This window comes from Thermofilaceae archaeon (genome assembly GCA_038731975.1).
Taxonomy (GTDB): domain Archaea; phylum Thermoproteota; class Thermoprotei; order Thermofilales; family Thermofilaceae; genus JANXEW01.
This window is the reverse complement of sequence record JAVYQJ010000020.1, coordinates 1-18,764: the sequence shown is the minus strand read 5'-3', so window position 1 is coordinate 18,764 and position 18,764 is coordinate 1. Positions and strand designations below refer to the sequence as shown.

19 protein-coding genes are annotated in these 18,764 nt (G+C 54.9%); 4 read left to right on the top strand and 15 right to left on the bottom strand.

Annotated elements, in window-relative coordinates; all coding sequences use genetic code 11:
* Positions 1-65: 65 nt before the first annotated feature.
* Together QXF46_07450 and QXF46_07445 are read left to right on the top strand one after the other, a co-directional pair.
* Positions 66-1,556 (top strand): alpha-L-fucosidase, encoded by a 1,491-nt coding sequence (locus QXF46_07450; GenBank protein ID MEM0226698.1) that lies wholly within the window; start codon positions 66-68, stop codon positions 1,554-1,556.
* A gap of 85 nt (positions 1,557-1,641) precedes the next feature.
* Positions 1,642-2,616 carry an aldo/keto reductase gene (locus tag QXF46_07445; protein ID MEM0226697.1) on the top strand — a complete coding sequence of 325 codons (975 nt, stop codon included), beginning with the start codon at positions 1,642-1,644 and terminating at the stop codon, positions 2,614-2,616.
* 158 nt (positions 2,617-2,774) lie between these two features.
* Here QXF46_07445 and QXF46_07440 read toward each other — a convergent pair whose 3' ends face one another.
* Together QXF46_07440 and QXF46_07435 are read right to left on the bottom strand one after the other, a co-directional pair.
* A complete protein-coding gene (locus tag QXF46_07440; GenBank protein ID MEM0226696.1) occupies positions 2,775-2,981 on the bottom strand; it encodes a hypothetical protein in 207 nt (68 codons plus the stop codon).
* Positions 2,982-3,115: 134 nt separating this feature from the next.
* A complete protein-coding gene (locus QXF46_07435; protein MEM0226695.1) occupies positions 3,116-3,313 on the bottom strand; it encodes an aldo/keto reductase in 198 nt (65 codons plus the stop codon).
* Between the two features lie 425 nt (positions 3,314-3,738).
* Between QXF46_07435 and QXF46_07430 the strand changes: the two genes are divergently transcribed.
* Positions 3,739-4,737, top strand: a complete 999-nt coding sequence (locus tag QXF46_07430) for an ATP-binding cassette domain-containing protein (protein ID MEM0226694.1) — start codon at positions 3,739-3,741, stop codon at positions 4,735-4,737.
* A 1-nt stretch (position 4,738) separates the two neighbouring features.
* Complete coding sequence (locus QXF46_07425) at positions 4,739-5,497, top strand: ABC transporter permease (protein ID MEM0226693.1); 759 nt, start codon at positions 4,739-4,741, stop codon at positions 5,495-5,497.
* A gap of 159 nt (positions 5,498-5,656) precedes the next feature.
* Here QXF46_07425 and QXF46_07420 read toward each other — a convergent pair whose 3' ends face one another.
* From QXF46_07420 to QXF46_07360, 13 genes are all read right to left on the bottom strand, one after another.
* Positions 5,657-7,033, bottom strand: coding sequence for an APC family permease (locus QXF46_07420; GenBank protein ID MEM0226692.1), 1,377 nt, complete (start codon positions 7,031-7,033; stop codon positions 5,657-5,659).
* A gap of 570 nt (positions 7,034-7,603) precedes the next feature.
* Complete coding sequence (locus QXF46_07415) at positions 7,604-7,789, bottom strand: hypothetical protein (protein ID MEM0226691.1); 186 nt, start codon at positions 7,787-7,789, stop codon at positions 7,604-7,606.
* Positions 7,786-8,022 carry a hypothetical protein gene (locus QXF46_07410; protein MEM0226690.1) on the bottom strand — a complete coding sequence of 79 codons (237 nt, stop codon included), beginning with the start codon at positions 8,020-8,022 and terminating at the stop codon, positions 7,786-7,788. The genes QXF46_07415 and QXF46_07410 overlap by 4 nt, the downstream gene beginning before the upstream one ends.
* A 116-nt stretch (positions 8,023-8,138) precedes the next feature.
* Positions 8,139-8,447: a hypothetical protein gene (locus QXF46_07405; protein MEM0226689.1), complete on the bottom strand. Its 309-nt coding sequence runs from the start codon at positions 8,445-8,447 to the stop codon at positions 8,139-8,141.
* Positions 8,423-8,578 (bottom strand): hypothetical protein, encoded by a 156-nt coding sequence (locus QXF46_07400; protein MEM0226688.1) that lies wholly within the window; start codon positions 8,576-8,578, stop codon positions 8,423-8,425. Before QXF46_07400 ends, QXF46_07405 begins: the two co-directional genes overlap by 25 nt.
* A gap of 591 nt (positions 8,579-9,169) precedes the next feature.
* Entirely contained in the window at positions 9,170-10,249 is a 1,080-nt protein-coding gene (locus QXF46_07395) for an L-threonylcarbamoyladenylate synthase (protein MEM0226687.1), read from the bottom strand.
* Between the two features lie 2 nt (positions 10,250-10,251).
* Positions 10,252-12,492 (bottom strand): DUF87 domain-containing protein, encoded by a 2,241-nt coding sequence (locus QXF46_07390; GenBank protein ID MEM0226686.1) that lies wholly within the window; start codon positions 12,490-12,492, stop codon positions 10,252-10,254.
* Between the two features lie 5 nt (positions 12,493-12,497).
* Positions 12,498-14,921 carry a hypothetical protein gene (locus tag QXF46_07385; GenBank protein MEM0226685.1) on the bottom strand — a complete coding sequence of 808 codons (2,424 nt, stop codon included), beginning with the start codon at positions 14,919-14,921 and terminating at the stop codon, positions 12,498-12,500.
* Positions 14,922-16,258: 1,337 nt separating this feature from the next.
* Positions 16,259-17,053, bottom strand: a complete 795-nt coding sequence (locus tag QXF46_07380; GenBank protein MEM0226684.1) for a hypothetical protein — start codon at positions 17,051-17,053, stop codon at positions 16,259-16,261.
* Between the two features lie 7 nt (positions 17,054-17,060).
* A complete protein-coding gene (locus tag QXF46_07375; protein ID MEM0226683.1) occupies positions 17,061-17,495 on the bottom strand; it encodes a hypothetical protein in 435 nt (144 codons plus the stop codon).
* A gap of 99 nt (positions 17,496-17,594) precedes the next feature.
* Positions 17,595-17,924, bottom strand: a complete 330-nt coding sequence (locus QXF46_07370) for a hypothetical protein (GenBank protein ID MEM0226682.1) — start codon at positions 17,922-17,924, stop codon at positions 17,595-17,597.
* Positions 17,917-18,360 carry a hypothetical protein gene (locus QXF46_07365; GenBank protein ID MEM0226681.1) on the bottom strand — a complete coding sequence of 148 codons (444 nt, stop codon included), beginning with the start codon at positions 18,358-18,360 and terminating at the stop codon, positions 17,917-17,919. Before QXF46_07365 ends, QXF46_07370 begins: the two co-directional genes overlap by 8 nt.
* A gap of 1 nt (position 18,361) precedes the next feature.
* Positions 18,362-18,764 (bottom strand): hypothetical protein (locus tag QXF46_07360; protein MEM0226680.1); only part of this gene is annotated, 403 nt, incomplete at its 5' end.

Here is an 18,764-nt window from a genome sequence, read left to right as displayed (position 1 = left end):
CAACGCTAACTGAGAGAGGCCGGCTGTCCGGTTAACCACTTATACCTTCAGACCTCCCTAGGCTCGTGGAAAAACCCCGCCAGATTCTCAGAGACATACCTTACCCGAGCAAGGGTCCATTTGAGCCCGATTGGAGCTCCTTGAAGAGCTACAGAACCCCGAAGTGGTACATTGACGCCAAGCTCGGCATCTTCATCCACTGGGGCGTCTACTCCGTGCCAGCCTTTGGTAACGAGTGGTACCCTAGGAACATGTACATTAAGGGGAGCCCGGAGTACGAGTTTCACCTGAAGACGTTCGGTCCCCACAGCGAGTTCGGGTACAAGGACTTCATCCCCGACTTCACGGCGGAAAACTGGGACCCCGACAGCTGGGCCCGACTATTCGAGCAATCTGGTGCGAAGTACGTGGTGTTAGTTGCAGAGCACCATGACGGCTTCGCTCTCTGGGATTGCAGCTACACGAGGTGGTGCGCGGCCAGGATGGGCCCCCGGAGGGACCTCGTAAGGGAGCTAGCGGACGCGGTTAGGGACAGGGGGTTAGTGTTCGGCGTCTCCTACCACAGGGCAGAACACTGGTGGTTCTTTGAGCCAGGTACGCGCATCGATTCGGACGTGAACGATCCCCGCTACAGGGACTTGTACGGCCCGGCTCGGCCGGCGTCGCTCAACCCTCGGGATCCTCCAGGCCCCAGCAATGAGTACCCCGACGATCGATTCCTGATGGACTGGCTCCTGAGAGCTGCAGAGCTTGTGGAGAAGTACAGGCCCCAGGTGTTCTACTTCGACTGGTGGATCGCGAACCCGGCCTTTGAACCCTATCTGCTCGCCTTTGCGGCCTTCTACTACAACAGGATGGATAGCTGGGGGCTGGAGGGAGTGATCAACTACAAACATGAGGCCTTCAGGGAGGGCACAGCCGTCCCTGACGTTGAGAGGGGGACGCTCGACGATGTTAGGCGAGAACCGTGGCAAGCCGATACCTCCGTGTGCTATAAGTCGTGGGGTTACATCCGCGATCACGAGTATAAGCCTCTAGAGGCTTTAATCGGTCACTTCGTCGATGTCGTCAGCAAGGGTGGCAACCTCCTACTCAACATAGGGCCGAGGCCTGACGGCACGATACCGCACGAGCAAGCGAGGCTGCTGAAGGGATTGGGCGACTGGTTATCCGTTAACGGTGAGGCCATCTACGCTTCGAGGCCTTGGGTAACGTACGGAGAGGGGCCAACGAGGCTCAAGGGAGGCTTTTTCGGCGAGCGAGAGTTCAAGTTCTCGCCCGGAGATGTACGCTACACTAGCAGAAGCTTCTACCCTAGCGGTGATGTAGCTTACGCGGTACTACTGGGCACGGCTGAGAAGCTAAGGCTTAGGGAGCCCGTAGCCTATGCACGAAGGTTGGGGCGCAAGATACTCTCGGTGGAACTCCTAGATGGCAGCGTGAGAGGTTTACAGGTGGCGTGGAACATTGAAGGAGAAGAATTAATCTTAGAGTTGCCATTTACTCAGAAAGGTAGACAGCAATCAATAATAACCCTTAGATTAACATTTATGTAATATTTTCATTTTTAATTTATCTGTTTATAATTGTCTAATATGACAGTAGAAAGGTTTATATACTGTTTGTCAGCCAGCCATCCTCATGGAGTATACAACCCTCGGAAAAACAGGGTTGAAGATATCTAGAATCGGGCTTGGAGCGTGGCAATTTAGTGAAGCGTGGGGAGTTACAGAGTACGATAGAGCTAAAGCCATAGTGCGGAGAGCTCTCGAGCTCGGGATCAACTTCTTTGACACTGCGATGGTCTATGGCAATGGCTTAAGCGAGGCTGCGTTGGGAAAAGCCCTGAGGGAATTGGGAGTTAAACGTGATGAAGTGGTGGTAACCACGAAGATCCCCGGGGATTTCCTCAATCCGATCGATATACCGAAAGCCGTAGAGAAATCCGTTAAGCTGCTGGGTCTCGGCTACATCGACGCTCTGCTGGTCCACTGGCCTCCAGCGTGGCACAACTACCCAACCTACGTCTACGCTAGGAGCTTGGAGCGGCTTGTGAACGTTGGCCTAGTGAGGCATCTTGGCTTGAGCAACTTCCCCGTGGAACTCGTAGAGAGTTTTAGGAACAGCCTATCGAGAACTGACGTTGAAGTGTTCCAATACAGGTACAACCTGGTCGAGAGGTGGGCAGAGGAGGAGATCGTCCCTTACGCGGAGCGCTGCCAAATAACGCTTCAGGCATGGAGCCCGATAGCTAAAGGAGCTTTAAGCGGCAAGTACACGCTCGATAACCTGCCAAGATTTGCCGACGTGAGAGCAGCGGATCCCGTGTTTCACCCCGAAAACTTCCGCAAAGTCTGGGAAGTCGTCAAGCTCCTCAGGGACATTGGCGAGAAGTACGGTAAGACTCCAACGCAGGTGGCTCTGAATTGGCTCATCGTGTCGAGCCCCATCGTCGTTCCAATACCTGGAGCAAAAGCGCCGGAGCAGGTGGACGACTTAGCCGGTGCGGTCGGCTGGAGATTGAAAGCAGAGGATTGGCGGCTGCTCGACGAAGCTAGCAGAGCGGTGAGCATCTCCTACTCTGTGGGCTACATCGAGCGTGAATTAAAGCTCTAAAAAGATGCCATCCTTTTCCCTTTTCTTTTTCAACATTTATTCTAAACTTTTACCCGTGCTGTACACCCTCTAGCTGCCCTGCTGAAAGGTTATGACGCTTAGCGTGAACGAGGATGGAAACAGTAGCTAGATCAGAGCACGAAAATGCTCTTAATTATTCAGGCTTTAATTGAGAGCTCTTGCTTCATTGCCGTCGTATCATCTACTATGTATGCTTTCGCTGCAACGTTCGCGCCGTTTATGTTGACTTTGATATTGGTTAAATTCGGTATCAGCTTTGCTATCTCGATGGTTTTCAGCTTCAGACATCCATTTTCGATACGTATGAGAAGGTTTTGCATACCGTTCTCCACCCTCTGCTTCACAAGACCTCAGGTACCACACAAGACACATGTTCGCGAAACGCTCAAGAGAGCGGGCGTAGACCTGCGTGGGGATGTTGTGTCAGGCAGGCGGCCAGTAGGCAAAGAGGACGTCAACGTACCCGTGTCTAAGCTCTCTATGCTCTTCCTGACTGCTCGCGGGATATCGGTGGGTTGAAGAGCCCGCCCGGAATTTTCGTGGACGCAACGATACTATCGCAGCCTACAGGAAGCTCTTTAAGCGATCCGTCGAGCAGCTTCTCGTTCTTCCCATTGCCGTAAACCATAGCTGTGTCGAAGAAATTTATCCCTAGCTCGGCCGCCCGCTGCGCCACAGCTTTAGCTGCTTCGAGGTCGAGAGCACCTCAAGCCTCTGCGCGATACACGCTCTCCGGTTTTACCGAGGATCGCGTACTCCACAATAGCTGCTCAGGAGCTCGTCGCAAAACCTTCTCACGTGGGAGGATGAGATAGGAAAGCTTGATTCAGCCTGGCTGCTGAGGGGGTGCGACCCAGCAGGGTACTACATCATCGTCGCTATGACTGTGGCTCTCCCACTGGTCGAAAGCTTTGCCGCTTATGAGGAGCAGGGCCCTTCAGCCCTACTGATAAAGGTGAAGCCCCGCAACGCGGCGCGTGAGCTTTGCCCTATCCTCCTCGTGGAGGATCTGCTGACTAACTTTTACTTACGCAAACCTTATTAAATCTTACGTTAGCCCCCACGGCCACGGTGGGGGAGGGCGGAGGGAAGGTGGTTTAGGTGCCGGCAGCTGTAGTCGTGGAAAGCCTGGTGAAGAACTTCAAGGGCGTTCGAGCGCTCTCGGGGGTTTCAATGAGAGTCGAAGAAGGTGAAGTTCGAGGTGTGCTAGGCCCTAACGGCGCCGGTAAAACAACGATGATGAGAATCTTAACGACTCAGCTGAGGCCTACGTCGGGCGAAGCGTGGGTTCTGGGTTACCACGTGGTTCGGGAGGCTGGCAGAGTCAGGAGGCACATTGGATACGTCCCGCAGGAGTTCTCCGTGTGGAGCGATCTCACAGGGTACGAGAACCTGTCCATCTACGCGAAGCTGTACGGCATCCCTAGAGACCGACGCGAGAGAATTGTCTGGGACATGCTCGACTTCATGGACCTACGCGAGGCGGCGGACAGGCTCGTGAAAACTTATTCGGGAGGGATGATCAGGAGGCTCGAGCTCGCGGCCGCGCTCATGGTTAGCCCAAGAGTGCTCTTCCTCGACGAGCCGACTATCGGTTTAGACCCGAGAGCTAGAGAGCTGGTCTGGTCGAAAATCCTGGAGTACGTGAAGGAGTACAATGCTACTGTGGTTTTCAACACGCACTACATGGATGAGGCGGAGAGGTATGCCCATAGAGTAACTGTGATGAACCAAGGTGTGGTAGTGGCTGAGGGGACTCCGGAGGAGCTGGTGAAGCTGGTCGGCGAGAGCTCTGTAATTCGAGTCTACATTAACAGCGGGGTTGAGAAGGCTGTACAGCTGCTCTCCCGAGTGCCGGGCGTCATCCTGGTGTCTTCGAAGAACCCTCTGGTTGCGCGGCTTGACGACGCCGAACGTGGTATGGTTCAGATAATGAAGGTTCTCGTCGAGGGGGGAGTGAGTGTCGAGCAGGTTAGCTTAAGGAACCCTACCTTGGAGGACGTCTTCATCAAGCTGACGGGTAAAACGTTCGAGGAGGCCGAGACAGAGAGTTTCCAAGCCGTGTTGGCGACGAGAAGGGCTATTAGAAAGGGTGGTTAGCTTGAGCTTGAGGAAAGTTCTCGTTTTCGTAGAGCTGGAGCTGCGGAGGCTCCGCCACGACCCTACTGAGGTGTTTACTCGGGCTGTCCAGCCGATACTCTGGATCGGCGTTTTCGGCACGGCCATGAGCAGGATAAGGGCGATACCCACAGGGTCGGTGGACTATCTCACCTACATAACGCCCGGCGTTCTTATGCAGTCCACGTCGTTCATCGCGATGGCCTACGGCATCATGCTTGTGTGGGAGCGCGAGTCGGGAATCTTGAAGAAGGTTCTCACGCTCCCCCTCAGCCACTTTATGATAACTCTCGGAAGATCTCTCGCAGGTGCGACACGCGCCCTAACGCAGCTCCTCGTAATCCTCATAGTCGCGCTCCCTCTAGGTGCGAAAATCATCCTGGCGCCCCAAGCCCTCCTTCTAGCAGCGGTAGCCGTCTTCGTCGGCGCAGCGGGGCTAACCGCTCTCTCCATCATCTTAGCCGTGTTCATGAAAACCAGGGAGAGGTTCATGGGGATTATTCAAGCTATAACGATGCCTCTCTTCTTCGCGAGCAACGCAATCTACCCTGTCGAGATCATGCCGCTTCCCATCAAGCTAATCAGCCTAGGCAACCCTTTGACCTACGTGATCCAAGCGCTGCGAGACGCGCTGGTCTATGGAGCTTACCTCGAGAGTCTCCACAACATCTGCATCGTGGCAGCGTTCTCGGTGAGCGTAATTACGCTCGCCGGCACGGCGCTTAGAAGAATCATCGAGTAGGAGCCTCCACCTCAAGTGCCGCGGAGGAAGGTGTGGCTGTCAAGCTACTCATACTCGACCTGGACCAGACCCTATAGAACCACATTGGTATAGCAGCGGCGCAGGCTTTTAAAGAGGAGATCAGCTCCGCTACGATGAGGGAGGCCGTTGGTGCTGCGTTCATCGTTCTCGGCCTCTACCCGCTGGATACCACGATTTTCTAGTGCTGAATAGGAACATTACGATGCCTGCGATGATCCACAGGGCAACGAGCAGCCTGCCCTCCCCGTGCAGGATGAAGAGGAGGACCCACATCACAGCGCACGCCGCTAGACCCACTATGGGCTGCAGCACAGGCTTGATTCTGAAGCGGGGCTCGGTTTTCCAGTTCAGCGACGTGAGGGCGAGGTGCGCGTACATGTACGCAATGAGCGCGCCGAAGTTGTAGAGCGAAGCGACAACTTCAAGGAGGTGCACGCTCGGGAGAAGAGCGTGGGTCAGGAGGAGGCTTGCCGCGACAGCGCCGGAAACCGCTAGCGCTGCGTCCGGCGCGCCTCTAGAGTTCACTCTCTGCAGAACTTTCGGCAGAAGGTTCGTCCTGCTCATGGAGAATACTACTCTCGAAACTCCGATCACGCCCGCGTTCGCGGATGCCGCGCTGAGGAGGAACCCCATCAACCCCGTCAGAACAGCCAGGTAGGGCCCGAGGACAGGTATGGATCTCGCCAGGGTTGAGAAGGGGTACAGGACATCCTCCTCGCTTAGGTTCCCTAGCGAGGAGAAGAGTGTAGACGCTATGAGAGCTACGAGCACAGTGGTGGCCACAGTGAGGAGGATAGCTCTTGGAACGTCCTTCTCTGGGTTTCTCACCTCCTCTGCGACTTGCGAGGTAGCTTCAACCCCAACGTAAGACGCCATCGCTACGGTTGTCGCGTAGAGGAAGTTACTCGTGGAGACTTCGCTGCCGATGGCCGGTAGCCGCAGTTTTAGAGACCCGCTCATGGCGAGGAGGAAGCCACCTACACCGATGACCAGGAATTCCGCCAGGAGGTCTGCCGCCACTATGAACTCGTTGAACCTACTTGATGCTTTTACGCCGAAGAGGTTGAGTCCGACGAGAAAAACTGTCAGGGCGCAAGCCGCGAGAGCGTAACTCGGGTTCTCCAGAAGGAAGCTGCTCCCGGTTGCCAGTTTGACGAGGAAGCCGAGGTAGCCCACAGAGGCTAGAGCGAAGAGCGCGATATCAACAATGTAATCCAGCAGGAGCCCCCAGCCTGCGAGGAAGCCGTGCAGAGGCCCAAACCTCGCGTACGCGTAGTACTGGGCGCCCCCCGCCACTGGGTATACCCGGCTGAGCTTAGCGTACGTCAACCCGGTAAGCACATAAACCACAGCTGCTAGCGCTAGAGCGAGAGGTGCAGCGCCCGCAGCGTAAAGAACTATGAGACCCAACGTGATGTAGATGTCAGCTCCTACATCCGCGTAGCCGATGCTAAACGCCCCGAAAAGCCCCACTTCCCTGCGTAGACCACTTTTCTCGCCTCGAGCTCCTTTCACCCCTCCTCCCCTATCCCACCTCGAATCCTCCTTCCCAGAGGAAGGCTTTTCAGCGAGGCTCGGATTAAAAAATTTTCGATTGAAACGCGGTCACAGTCTCTACGTCTCCGGGGAAAGCCCTCCTTGGCCTAGCCTTGCACCACGGCTGCCGCAGCTAGCGCGTCGCGCGAGCTGTTAATCGTCTCCTATCGGTTTATAGTGCCTCGGCCGGATTAAATCACCGCTCCAAGCTGGACTGTGCCGAAAACCGCTAAGCGGTAGGATTAAGCTCATTCGCTTTTCGGCTCAGTTCGAGCGTGCTCCGCTGCTATAGAGATCAGATCAAGCTGGTAACAGAATCCAAGTGACAGTGCTTAAAATTAATTGATGGAGTTCCCTCATTTGTGCTCTTACCGTGGAGAAGAGACTAAGGCTTGGTACAAGGGGGCGCTCGTAGATCTAGCTGAAGCCTAATCTGCTTTCAGGGAAGGAAGGTACAACTGGCAGTCTTCGCGACCCATCAGGCAGTTGAAGAGGCATTAAAAACAGCACTCTAGTTTTCAAGAGGGGCCGTTGCCCAGAACCCGCTATTTAACTCGCTTGCTTTCTATCCTTGGGCTTGAGCAGCCATTTCGCGTGGTACTCGATCTGCCTTTTCTCAAGGTCTGGGAAGAGCTGGAGCACCATGACCGAGCTGTAGAAGGCCACGTCAGTGGTGTTATAGCCGCAGCACGCGTAGCCCTGCCCTACATCGAAGAGCCCTCCTTCGCTAGTCATATGCACTTCTGCAATGTTGTTAGCTGAGAAGCGTTGAGGCCAATCAGCCAATAGTCGACAGTTGTAGAGTAGAGTGCATCGTGGAAGCGCTTTGCTGATTCACGGGGTCGCTTCAAGTTCTTTGGAACGAATCTAATGACGTCCCACGCCGAGCTGAAGCTCCTCTCGTAGTAGTGCTTCAAGCGGATCCCGAACTCATCGATGAAGTTCGGGAAGAACCAAGCCAACGCCACCGGTATTTCCCGTTCTTCCCAGCAGCTAGAGCGATCTCAACAGTCAGCGTTACGTAGAACTCTCCCTCGAGAACGATTTTCTTTCGCGAACTCTTCAAGCCCCCCTTTGACCTGAATTAGACCCAGCACCTCCTCAGCCCTGTCACATCGGCTGGCACCCCCCATCGAATCCAAATCCGGCAGCCCCCGCCAAGAAACGCCAGCACGATGGATTCCCTGTACATGCGGTACTTCTCGTCCAACCCCTCTCCCCGCATTTCGAAGCTTGCGCAGCTTTCCTCTCGCATGACCCTTACTCTCGTCTGCACCGGCACTCCTCCGAAGGGCGTTTTCATGCCCGCTAAGATGCTGACCTCAAGCGGTCTGCGGCTCTCGTTCTTCAGCTTTAGCACGAAAAGGCCTATAGGTAGTGCCGAGCCCTCCACGTCACCCGGTATGAAGGGGGTGAAGGCTTCAATCGAGACCTTACTGGAAGGCCTGCGTCCCGGTACTCAAGGAAAGCGAAGGACTGCTCACCGTTGAACTCGACCTCGTCGACCGACCTGAGCCATGGCATGACGTAAGGATCGCCTTCAAGTTCGTAACCTCTGGACGCGCGCAGCAGCCTTACAATGATCCTCTCCCTCCCTTACTCTCAGCGCGAAGAAGTCGTGCAGCGTCATGAACTCCCATGCCCTATCTACTTTCCTCTAAGCTCATGGGCTGTTATTGAAGATGTGCCACTCGTACAACCTCTCGTCGCCTCTAATCTCGACTATTCCACAGCCAATGCCACCCAATGGGATGCCGGAAGCCCCAGCGTAGGGGGGTAGGAACCTTCACGTTGGACTAAGCGGTTCGTGGCGTATACATTGGTGCTTCCACACATCTTTGGGACTTCACATCAAAGGTCGGTAACTCCCTAAAACAATCCGTAAACGTAAATGTGCGTGAGTGGGTGCCTTAGCACTACATCCAGCTGCGCTTTCCGAGTTCTCCGTGCGATTGGAATCAATGCTTAAATCCTGTGGAGGTTTTCTTGATTGGGATGAGGAGCGTTCCCCTTACCCCGAGGGGTGATGAGAGATAGGTAGGCCGACCGGCCCCGCTCGCGCACACACCCGGACACGGCCGAGGCCGTGAATGAAGCGGTGTGCCGGTGGCGGGGCTACACCTTCACAATGTTGAAGCCGGAGGCCTTCCTGAGCCTGTTCATGATCGTCAGACCCAGGCCCCTCTCCTCCACCCCTTCGGCTATTACGAGTTGGAGGCCTTCGTCGTCGACCTCCCTCAATGTTCTGAAGAGGTTCCTCGCTATCGTAAAGGGGTCTCTCCGTGATCCAAGGCACTTGAGGCTGACTCGACCCCTCAAAGGGGAGTAGAGATCAATGGTTTCTTCGGTGCACAGGATGCCTACTCGTACCCCCTTTGCGATGTGTTTCGCGGCGACTTCAATCACCTTCTCAGCGATTTTCTCGAGGTCGCTGTAATCGTCGGACTCGACCACGATGAGGGTAGCTTGGGGAGCGTAGTGCCTGTAGCGCATCCCAGGCGCGAGAGCTCTCTCAGCCTCCCCCAACCCTCTGGCGAACGGGGGGATCACCACCCTTTTCCCCAATACCTTCTCCACATTCTCGACGGGTAAAGCGCCGGGCCTCAGGAGCGTCGGAGGATCGGTTGTCAGGTCGATGATCGTGGACTCCACTCCGTATAGCGTCTCGCCGGCGTCGAGGATGCCCTCGATCTTCCCGTACAAGTCCCTGATGACATGCGTAGGCGATGTGGGCGATGGTCTGCCGGAGAGGTTGGCACTGGGAGCAGCGATGGGTGAGCCGAGGTCGTTGATGAGCGCGAGTGCCACCTTGTGCGCGGGCATCCTCACAGCAACCTTCGGTAAACCAGCTGTCACTTCCTCCGGTACAGAATCTGCCTTCGGGATCACAACGGTTAGCGGGCCTGGCCAGAAAGCCTCTGCAAGCCTTTCCACGATCTCTGGCGCCCTGCTTGAAACGCGAGCGATTTGCTCGATGCTCGAAATGTGGACGATGAGAGGATTGTCCGGCGGTCTCCCTTTGACTTGGTAGATCCTCCTAACAGCGCCCCTATTGAACGAATCGGCTCCGAGCCCGTAAACAGTCTCCGTTGGGAAGGCTACCAGCCCGCCTTCCCTCAGTAGGGCTGCAGCCTCAGCGATCACCCGGGGTTCCGGGTTTGATGGATCGACACGCCAGATCCTGGTGATTGCCACGGTTAAACTGTGGGTATGCGCACTTGGGTTTTTCGGGAGGCCCAGTCTGTTCTCGCCTCCTCGACTGGTTCGATCTCGACGAGTATGTTGTAGGGCTCATGCCCTCTCCTGAGAACCGCTCGACCTACAACCCCTGCTTGGAACCACGAGACCTCGATGGGCGTTAGGGCCATGTAGACCTGCGTCATGGATACGTAGTCAGGGTCGCTGTGGGAGAGAGCGAGCTTCCAGCCCGCGACCCTTCTGAACGCCTCGGGCACGTCGCCCCACTCGTGGGTGAGCATGACGACCGCCAGCCCAAACTTCCTCAGCATCCTCGCCATCGTGACGATAAGAGGCTCCGTGTATCCTGGAGGAGGAAGCATGAAAAGGTGGCCTTCATCAACGATGAGCAGCCACCTCGGCTCACTCAAGCCGCGAGCTATGGCGCAGTCGCGGAGCTGAGATAGTAGGAGGTCGAACACGACCCTCTGCACCTCTACCGGCATTGCCATGTAGCTTCCTTTCGCTGTGCTACCCATACAGAGTACGAACGGCTTGCCCGCTGAGATGAGATCTTCTAAGCTGATTTCCTCTCCCATGAAGTAGTCCTGAAGCCTCTCCAGCTTCCACTCAAGGCTCGTACCCTTCGCAAGCTCCACTAGCTGTTGGAAGCTCGAAACTCCCCTTGCGAGGCACCTCCTCAGCAGGTGGGCCTCGTACTCGCTGAGCGGGCTTAAGTACGTGAGTGCTCTCTCAAAGTCGCTAGCGCTGCAGAGGAGCGGGTTAAAGGGTCGATCCCAGAGATCCAGTATCTCGAATTCGAACCTCTCGGCGAAGGCCCTGTACTCCCCCGAGGGGTCGACTATGATCGGGGTGATCCCCTTCTCCATCGCCCTCAGCGCGAGGGTTCGAGCCGTGGTGCTCTTGCCGGAGCCCATCGGGCCCACGATCAGCCCGTGCACGTTCTCCAGCAGGTCCAGCTCCAGCCAAACCTCCTCGTCCCTCCTAACGCCCCGACCCAGGTAGATGGCCCTCGGCGTCCTCCTCGTGCGGGGCCTAAAGAACGTGTAGGGGGCTAACCAAGCGAGCTGGGAGCTGATTTTCACTTGAGAATCTTTTAGCGGGTAGCCTACTAGAGCGGTAAGCCGCTTGAGCGTTCGTGGTCTTCCCACTAGGGACGCCAGCGAGAAGTCTCTTTCGAGCCCTAGCGGCTCGTAGCGCCACACATCACCGCTGACGAAAATCGCGACTGAGAAAGGTTTGGACCCTCCCTCAAGAGCGCGGTTCATGTTGATCACGTTTAGGGCTTTAAACTCGTCAGCTAGCTTGCTGACTCCCGCTCTACCTGCTTCAAGCACTTCAAGTGCCCTCTTGACGCTGGCTTCGAAGGCCGCCAGGTCTTCCGGGACTAGGAGAGCTAGCAGAGAATCATCGCTCCACGTGAAGGCGCTGGCAAAGCTCCTTACAATGGATGCGGCTCCAGCCTGGTCGGGTACTTCCGCGATGCTGTACCTCACGGGTATCAGGGTTTTCGGCGCTACGAGGCAACGCCCACCTCTCACTATCCTCAGCTCCAGTGGAATTATTGGCAGGAGTATCAGCGCCAAAGGCGCGAGGGCTGGGTAGAGCAAGAGGGAGAGCGTTAAGGCCCCCAGCATCAGTATGCTGAACACGGGCAGGGTGGGATGGAAATCCCTTTCATTTAATTCGGCGACCACGGAAAGGACTTCGAGGGGTTCAACGGGCCTTGTGCGAACGCCTAAACCTAGCAAGCGGCGCTGTAGTTCCGCCAGCACGTGCGGCACGCTCTTCAGAGCTTCAACCGCAGATTCCGGCAGTACGAAATTTATCTTAAGGTAGTAGTTACGCAAACCGTTAACCGAAGAAGATACAATATTCACAGTCGCTGAGGGGAGGTACAGTGAGGATACGAAGTGAGTGGCCATCTCGCCTAATCTCACATCACTCTCTGGTAGGTCTACACTATCTACCTTCAAAAAGGCAGATAATACGTAACTCCTTCTCGTTTTTAGCAGTATAAAATCTCTCTTAACTTTGACCTCGGTGATGGGGTCTAGAAGCAGGCTTCTCTCTCCGTAAACCAGTTCGACGAGCTCAACCCTTTTAGCATAGGTGTAGTAACCCCCCAGTATTAATGCAAGGATAGCGGGAGGTAAGACTGTTCTACCGGCTATAGCCGCAATCAGGGCCAGCATCATCGCGAAGAAGAGGATGATAGCTGAAGCTCCCGGTAGGTACATGCCGATCACCTCCTCAAAAGACGGAGGTTGTCCTCCACCCGAATGCTGAGTTTAACATAGTAACCAATAATTTTAACTGCAACTCTCTGCCACCGCTCAAGCGCATCTAGGAGATCCGCACTTTCAGAGCGAATGCTCCTGCGTAAAGCCAACTTTAAGTCGGAGCATTCAGCTAGGAGAGCTTCTATTGCTTTAATTGCTATGCTCAAGCTCTGATGTAAACCCTCCAACCGACCTATGAGCTCCCTTCGCTCAGCATGAGCCTCAGCAGCTAAAGCAACACTCTTACCGGGAGAGGGCAGGAGCCCGTAGTGCTCAACCGATCTTAACCGCTCATCGACCTTAACGAGCGTGTTCGCGAGCTCTCGGTACGCTCTTTCAAGGAAACCACCCGCAGAGCGCATCAATGCTTGATCCTCGAAGAGAGGCCTGAGCCTCCTGACCGCAAATTCGAATATCTCTCTCACGAGCGCCTCCGCTCCTCCCTGTTTTTCGGAAAGAGCTGCAGCCCAACCAGCCCAGTACATGTCACCGCTAAGGATCCACGCATCTACCGCGCCGCTCAGATCCATGTACCTATCCCCCCGTAAAGCATCCGCGTAGCCTTGCAGGAAGCGTGTTGCTTGCTCATCAACTCCTTCACCCCTCAGAACACTGCTGAGGTCGATTCTCGTGACCCCACTCACCCATGCGCTTCCAACTCTGAGAAGTAAGCTCTTGACCTCAGGGTGAAGACGCGGAAGGAACCATGGCTCCCTACCCTCGGCCAGCTCGCTCGCCGCTCTTATGAGCAGGTAGCGCCAAGGTTCGTTGCGCTCGAGCGACGCAAGCCATACCGCGCCCAGATCCGTTTCGAACCCCCTTTCTCGACTGATTCTGGACAGAGTGGTGGCTACGGCTTCCCACCACTCTGTTCTAACCACGGAATCACCTAGTGCCGCCTTATCCGCGATTGAAAGCGCAGCCGCCGGATAACGCTCGAGTAGTTTGAAAAACTCTTTTCGAGTGAAACCCTCTGCGGCAGCTAGTCCAATGACCCTGGCGGCGAGCTCCTCCGCCGATCCGAAGGACGCTCCTCCGAGGTAGCGATCGTATCTAGCTTTAAGGTGCGGGCGTTGCGACGCAAGACGCTCGAGCTTGGACAAGCTCCTTGAAGGATCGCGCCCTGCTAGGAGATCGCGCGCAACTGCTGCGAGGCACTTCTCGAACTCCAACTTGGGCTTCTTCATCCTCTTCAAATCTCTCTCCGACATTTCCTTCGGGTAGAGTAGATGGTAGCCCCGAACGAAATGCTTTGCGTAACGGATTGTTTGGGTTAACGTTCCGAGCCTAGATTCTAGGAGTAGCGAAGCTGCGTAGAGGGTATCGCTGGCAATGATGAGCTTCCGCGCTGCAGGGTCGGTTAGAGCTAGACGGAGCTTCTCAACGTACGGAACGTGCAACCGCACTCTCCCTAAGGCTGCTCTCTCTGCCGCTTCGCTTGCAGCTCGAAGTAGCGCGGGCAAGGGGTGGAGACTGTGGTACCTCGACCATGCCTGAAAGACCTTTGCAGTCGCTCTCCTGAGCCGGCTACGTCGGTAGCCTAGGCCCATTCTGAGCCGCTCTATGCTCATCCGAATCTCTATAGCTGGATCGAGGGCCGTGAGGATCAAAGGCTCCCTCAAGCTTCGAGGATCGTGCCCGGATTTCACCGCGATAACGATCTCCGTAAACAACGATGTAAAACTCCTACCGACCTGCTCAAGACTATAGAGCGTTGAGCGCAGTGGCCTCAATACTGGAGGGGGATGGAGCGCGCCGAAGCCTCCAACGACGCTCGACAGAAGGGCCGTTGCAATCGCCGCAGCGAACAGGAGAACGGCCAACTGGGCTAATAGACCAACGTGCTCTAATAGGGAGGCTGCGCTAATTCTTAAGCGTTCAGCCACGGTACCGTTGAGGATCGGTTCGAGGTCCCCATCGTAAAGCAGGCCCGCAATTACGCTTTCGTTCATAATGGTAAATGCCGACAGGGCGCGCTCAGCTGGGCACCTTCCACCCCCACTTAGGAGCGGTAGTATAACCTCAAACCTTTCCGGTGGAAAACCGGATTTTACGGGCCCGATGACAGCCGGTTCAACGAGATCCCCGTAATACCTAGCGCGCACAATGGCTTTAGGAACGTTAGACCTGGGCCAGAGCGATCTAGAGTAGAAGATGCTCCCGTCGACCTCAACAGCTTCAATCATTCCTCTACCGTAAAGGCAGACTCTCACTCCGCTGTAGTTAGTTAAAGGTGGCATGGAAGCATTGATCAACCGGGCCCATTGATCGAACCATAGGGCTTCGATCGACCTAGCGTCGGGAAGTGAGGGTTCAACGTAGCTGATCTCGCAGCTTAAAATAGGTTCGAGTTCGACGATTTCATTGCCTACTTTCAACCTGCTCATACCCCTCTTTAAAACAGCCGGTATCCCATTTACGCATACAGTATTAAAATCGAAGTGCCCCTCAATCCAAGCAGTTACTTCTATGAACTTTACATTAATATCAACTATTTCTTTAGATGATAATCTGATCTTTATACTTTCATTCCCTTCCCTCCATTCACAATAACTTGGATGAAGAATAGCAACTATCTGATGGTCACTAAGAAAGTTACTTACGTTGTACCATGGGAGCGGGCCGGTAAACCTCTCTGAACCGTCAAGAACGAAGAAGCCTTTGGCCCTCCAGTACCCCCATCCTTTTCCCATACCCGATGCATCATAGAATAAAACCAAAGCATCCTCTGAAGCATTAACATTTACAGTGACACTTGTAATATTTTCTGCATGAACTTTACACTCGGGCACCGTTTCCGGCAACTCATCACACGCTACCTTTAGTTGAGCCCCCTTCTCCGGCCTGAACGTAGTTCTTAATACCGGAAGCCAGTAACCGGCGTAACTAACGCCCAGCGCAACATAATCTGATTCTCTTTCCAGGTACCATTGACCGAGCGGGCGAGCTAATACCCTTCCTCCTTGGTCAGAGTACACTAGAGCCCCCCCAGGAGGGATTGGATACAGCTCCTCACGAACGATGATCGCTTCTCCCCTAATGCTAGCTTTAGGCGCTCGGAATAATCCATGGAGATGGATTGCACCTACGTCGTCGACCCTCTCGGGAGCTCTTTCGGGATGGCCGAAGCGGGGGGTTAGCATGTTTACTATAGCAGGAAAAGCTAAAGACACTGATACAGCGATTGCGAGGAGGGTCGCTCCTAGCCCCCTAGTTCTTCTCGGTATCATTAGAAGCCCGGCAAATGGGAAAAGTGAACGAAAAAGTTGAGATATCTCAGCTATCTTTATAAAAAGTTGACCTACGAACCGGTAAACATTCGATATGGCAACGTAAGCGTTTGATATGCTCAGTAGAGCGTTGATACCACTCTGAGCTAAGAATGCCGTTGCGACGAACCCTTTAGCTGCGAGGATTACGTATATAGCAGCCAAAGCGATGGAGCTGGCAATCGATAAATAGTAGCTCCATCTTACGGCGTTGGCCAGTGCCTCCTCTGCCGATTTAATTAATTCTACCCCATTTCTTCGTGCGAGATCGGTTGAAAAGAGTTCAACCGGTGCACCGCTCAGTCGTGAAGCAGCCTCCACCAAATCTATCGTTACCAATAGAACTGAAATTATAAAAAATGCTATTGGCGCTACTAAACGCTCGCCCTTACGCTTCGCGAAAACTACGGCGAATGCCGCCTCAGCCACTAAAACCATCGTAAAGGCATCCACTATCATATTCTCAAGCGCGAAATAACCGTATCCGCTAACCCTCCCGCTGCAACGGCTATCCCGACACTTAATACTCCCGCTATGCCCATAGAGATCGAGATCCAAGCAGCGAACTCTCCCATCACTTTCGCATCACTGACGACCTCGTTTACCGCACCGGCGAAGTATTGAGCTATTCCAGATAGAGGGACACCGGTGTATCGGAATTTTAACGCCTGAGAATTCTCTAAGAAGTAGGGCGCTGCGGCTCCTACAACCACTTCAAGGCTCGCCATACTTACGGCCAGAGAAACCCCTAGCCTCCTCACCCTACTAACGCCTGACAACACTACCCCTAGGCTTGAAAGCGAAGACCCAAAATACTCGCAGAAGCGAGCCGCGATTAAAAGTGCACTTGAGAGAGCCACGAGATAACTCGTAAAAATATTTGCAAGACTACTAGCTGCATACCATGTTGAGGCAAGAGGCGAGAGAATGCCAGTCAGCGTAAGATCCCGTGCAACGTTTGCTAGGTCCATCACGTAACTCGTGTAACGGTCCCTAGCGGCAGCGTAGAAGACTGCAGCAGTACGGGGCTCAAGATAACTTATCCCAAAGGCTCCCAGTAGAAGCGGCGTCGATAACAGGAGGGAGGCTAGGATCACACCCGTTACGCAGGATTCTATAGCACTGTATATGACCTCGTATCCTCTCGCCTTATGCTGAGGCGAAGGTAGATTAAGGAGCCAAGCTCCGTAGGCAAGCTCAGCCGCAACCACTGTTGTTGCGATAGCATAGGGGAGGAAGCTAATCGTCATATCTCCCTCAAGGCCTGCTGAAAATCTCGTTCCAGTTTACGGCGAAGGGTGTTCCCTGTGGCAGCAACCCGATTGCCACCAGTATATCCGGCAACCAGGCTGCGAAAGCTAGCGCAATTAACCAATAGAGGGGCCCTTCAAGTGCTTCTATGAGCTCTCTTTGCGCTGTGGCAGTTGATAACGCGCCCCCCAGCTGTTTTCTTAGTACTGCAAGCGCGCTTTTTATAAAAGCTGTTATAAAAATTAGTATTCCCGTCGCCGTTACCGTTATTTTGACTGCTAAAACCGAGTAGTTTCTTACCGCATCCCAATTCACAGTAGGCCCTTGCGCCTGAACAAGTTCGGTATAGAGAACGACTGTAGTAAGGAGAACTGATATGATTCTGCTGTGTTTTACAATCGCATGCCACCGTCCCTTACTCCTCCTACTACTATCACTCATATGAATCCGCACACGGAGTAGGATCTAAAATTAATTTTAATCTTGCGCCAACAGATGAATGAAAGTATTCACCTAGCATTCACGATGCAGACACGAAAGTCATACTCTCCGAATTATGACGGTGTAGTTGATGTGTAAAATCGTCAGCCGAGACCTGCCGCTAAGTAAAGAAGTTTTGTTAGCTACTGGTATTTTTACAGCTATGTTACACCCATCATGGAAAAGTCCTGATTCATTCACTACTACCCGGTCGAGGGTGAATGTATCCACCACCCACCCCCCCGACTGGTATACCGCGAGTGCCGCGGCTGCGAGCCTTCTCGCCTCGCTGCAGTAGTCCGGCTGCTGCCCCAGCCTCGCCGCCGATAGCGCCGCGAGGACCGCGGCCGCAACCGCCAAGTAGAGGAGGAGCCTCTCCACCCTAACCACCCTTTCGCGCTCCTCTCTCGCTTCGATGGGGGTAGTAGGTGCCCATGTAGTAGAAGTCGTCCCTCCCCATCCTCCTGAGGAGCTCGATGGACACCTCTACATCGTCGGTGAGGCGGAATTTGAAGCCCGCAGGAGCGTAGTCTCTCGCGTGGACCTCGGCGTAGTAGAAGCCCTTCGGCAGCACCACCTCGAGCCGGCAGTACTTTGCCCCCCGATCCCGCCGCGCCCTCCCGGTGTAGGCGAGCCAGGCGGGCATCTCCCAGTCGTCGTACTCCGGGAACTCCTCCTCGAGCTTCTTCACCACCTCCTCCCACTTCCTCCTCACCTCCTCCGGAGTCCCCTCAACGGGCTCGAGGAACCAGACCCTCACCCAGGTTAGCCTGGGCTTGGATTCGAAACCCACTTCGAGGCGCAGGCGGGCGTACCCCTCCCGCACCCTAACCACCCCCGTGGTACACCGGGACTATCATGCCCCACTTGTCCCTCAGCTTGTAGACGTAGAAGGCTGCTGGAGCTGGAGGGGGCCCCGGCGGCGGGGGGATCGCGGCGGAGAAATCCCTCGGAACAGCGACCAGCCACTCGCAGCTCGAAGGATCGAACGATAGGAAGTCCGCATACCCCTGGGGGTCCGCGAGCTTGGGGCAGAGGCTCGCGTTGAAGAAGGGCGTGGTGTAGCTGTTGCTGTACCTCAACCGGACCTTCACCATCGTTATGGTCTTCAGGGAGCCGCTGACCACCACAGTCTTCGTGTAGGTGCCCTCCTCCCCCAAGCCCTCCACCCTCGCGTAGTAGGCCACGTACTCAGCCCCCACCGGTGTAGCGAGCGCAAACTTCAGCCCG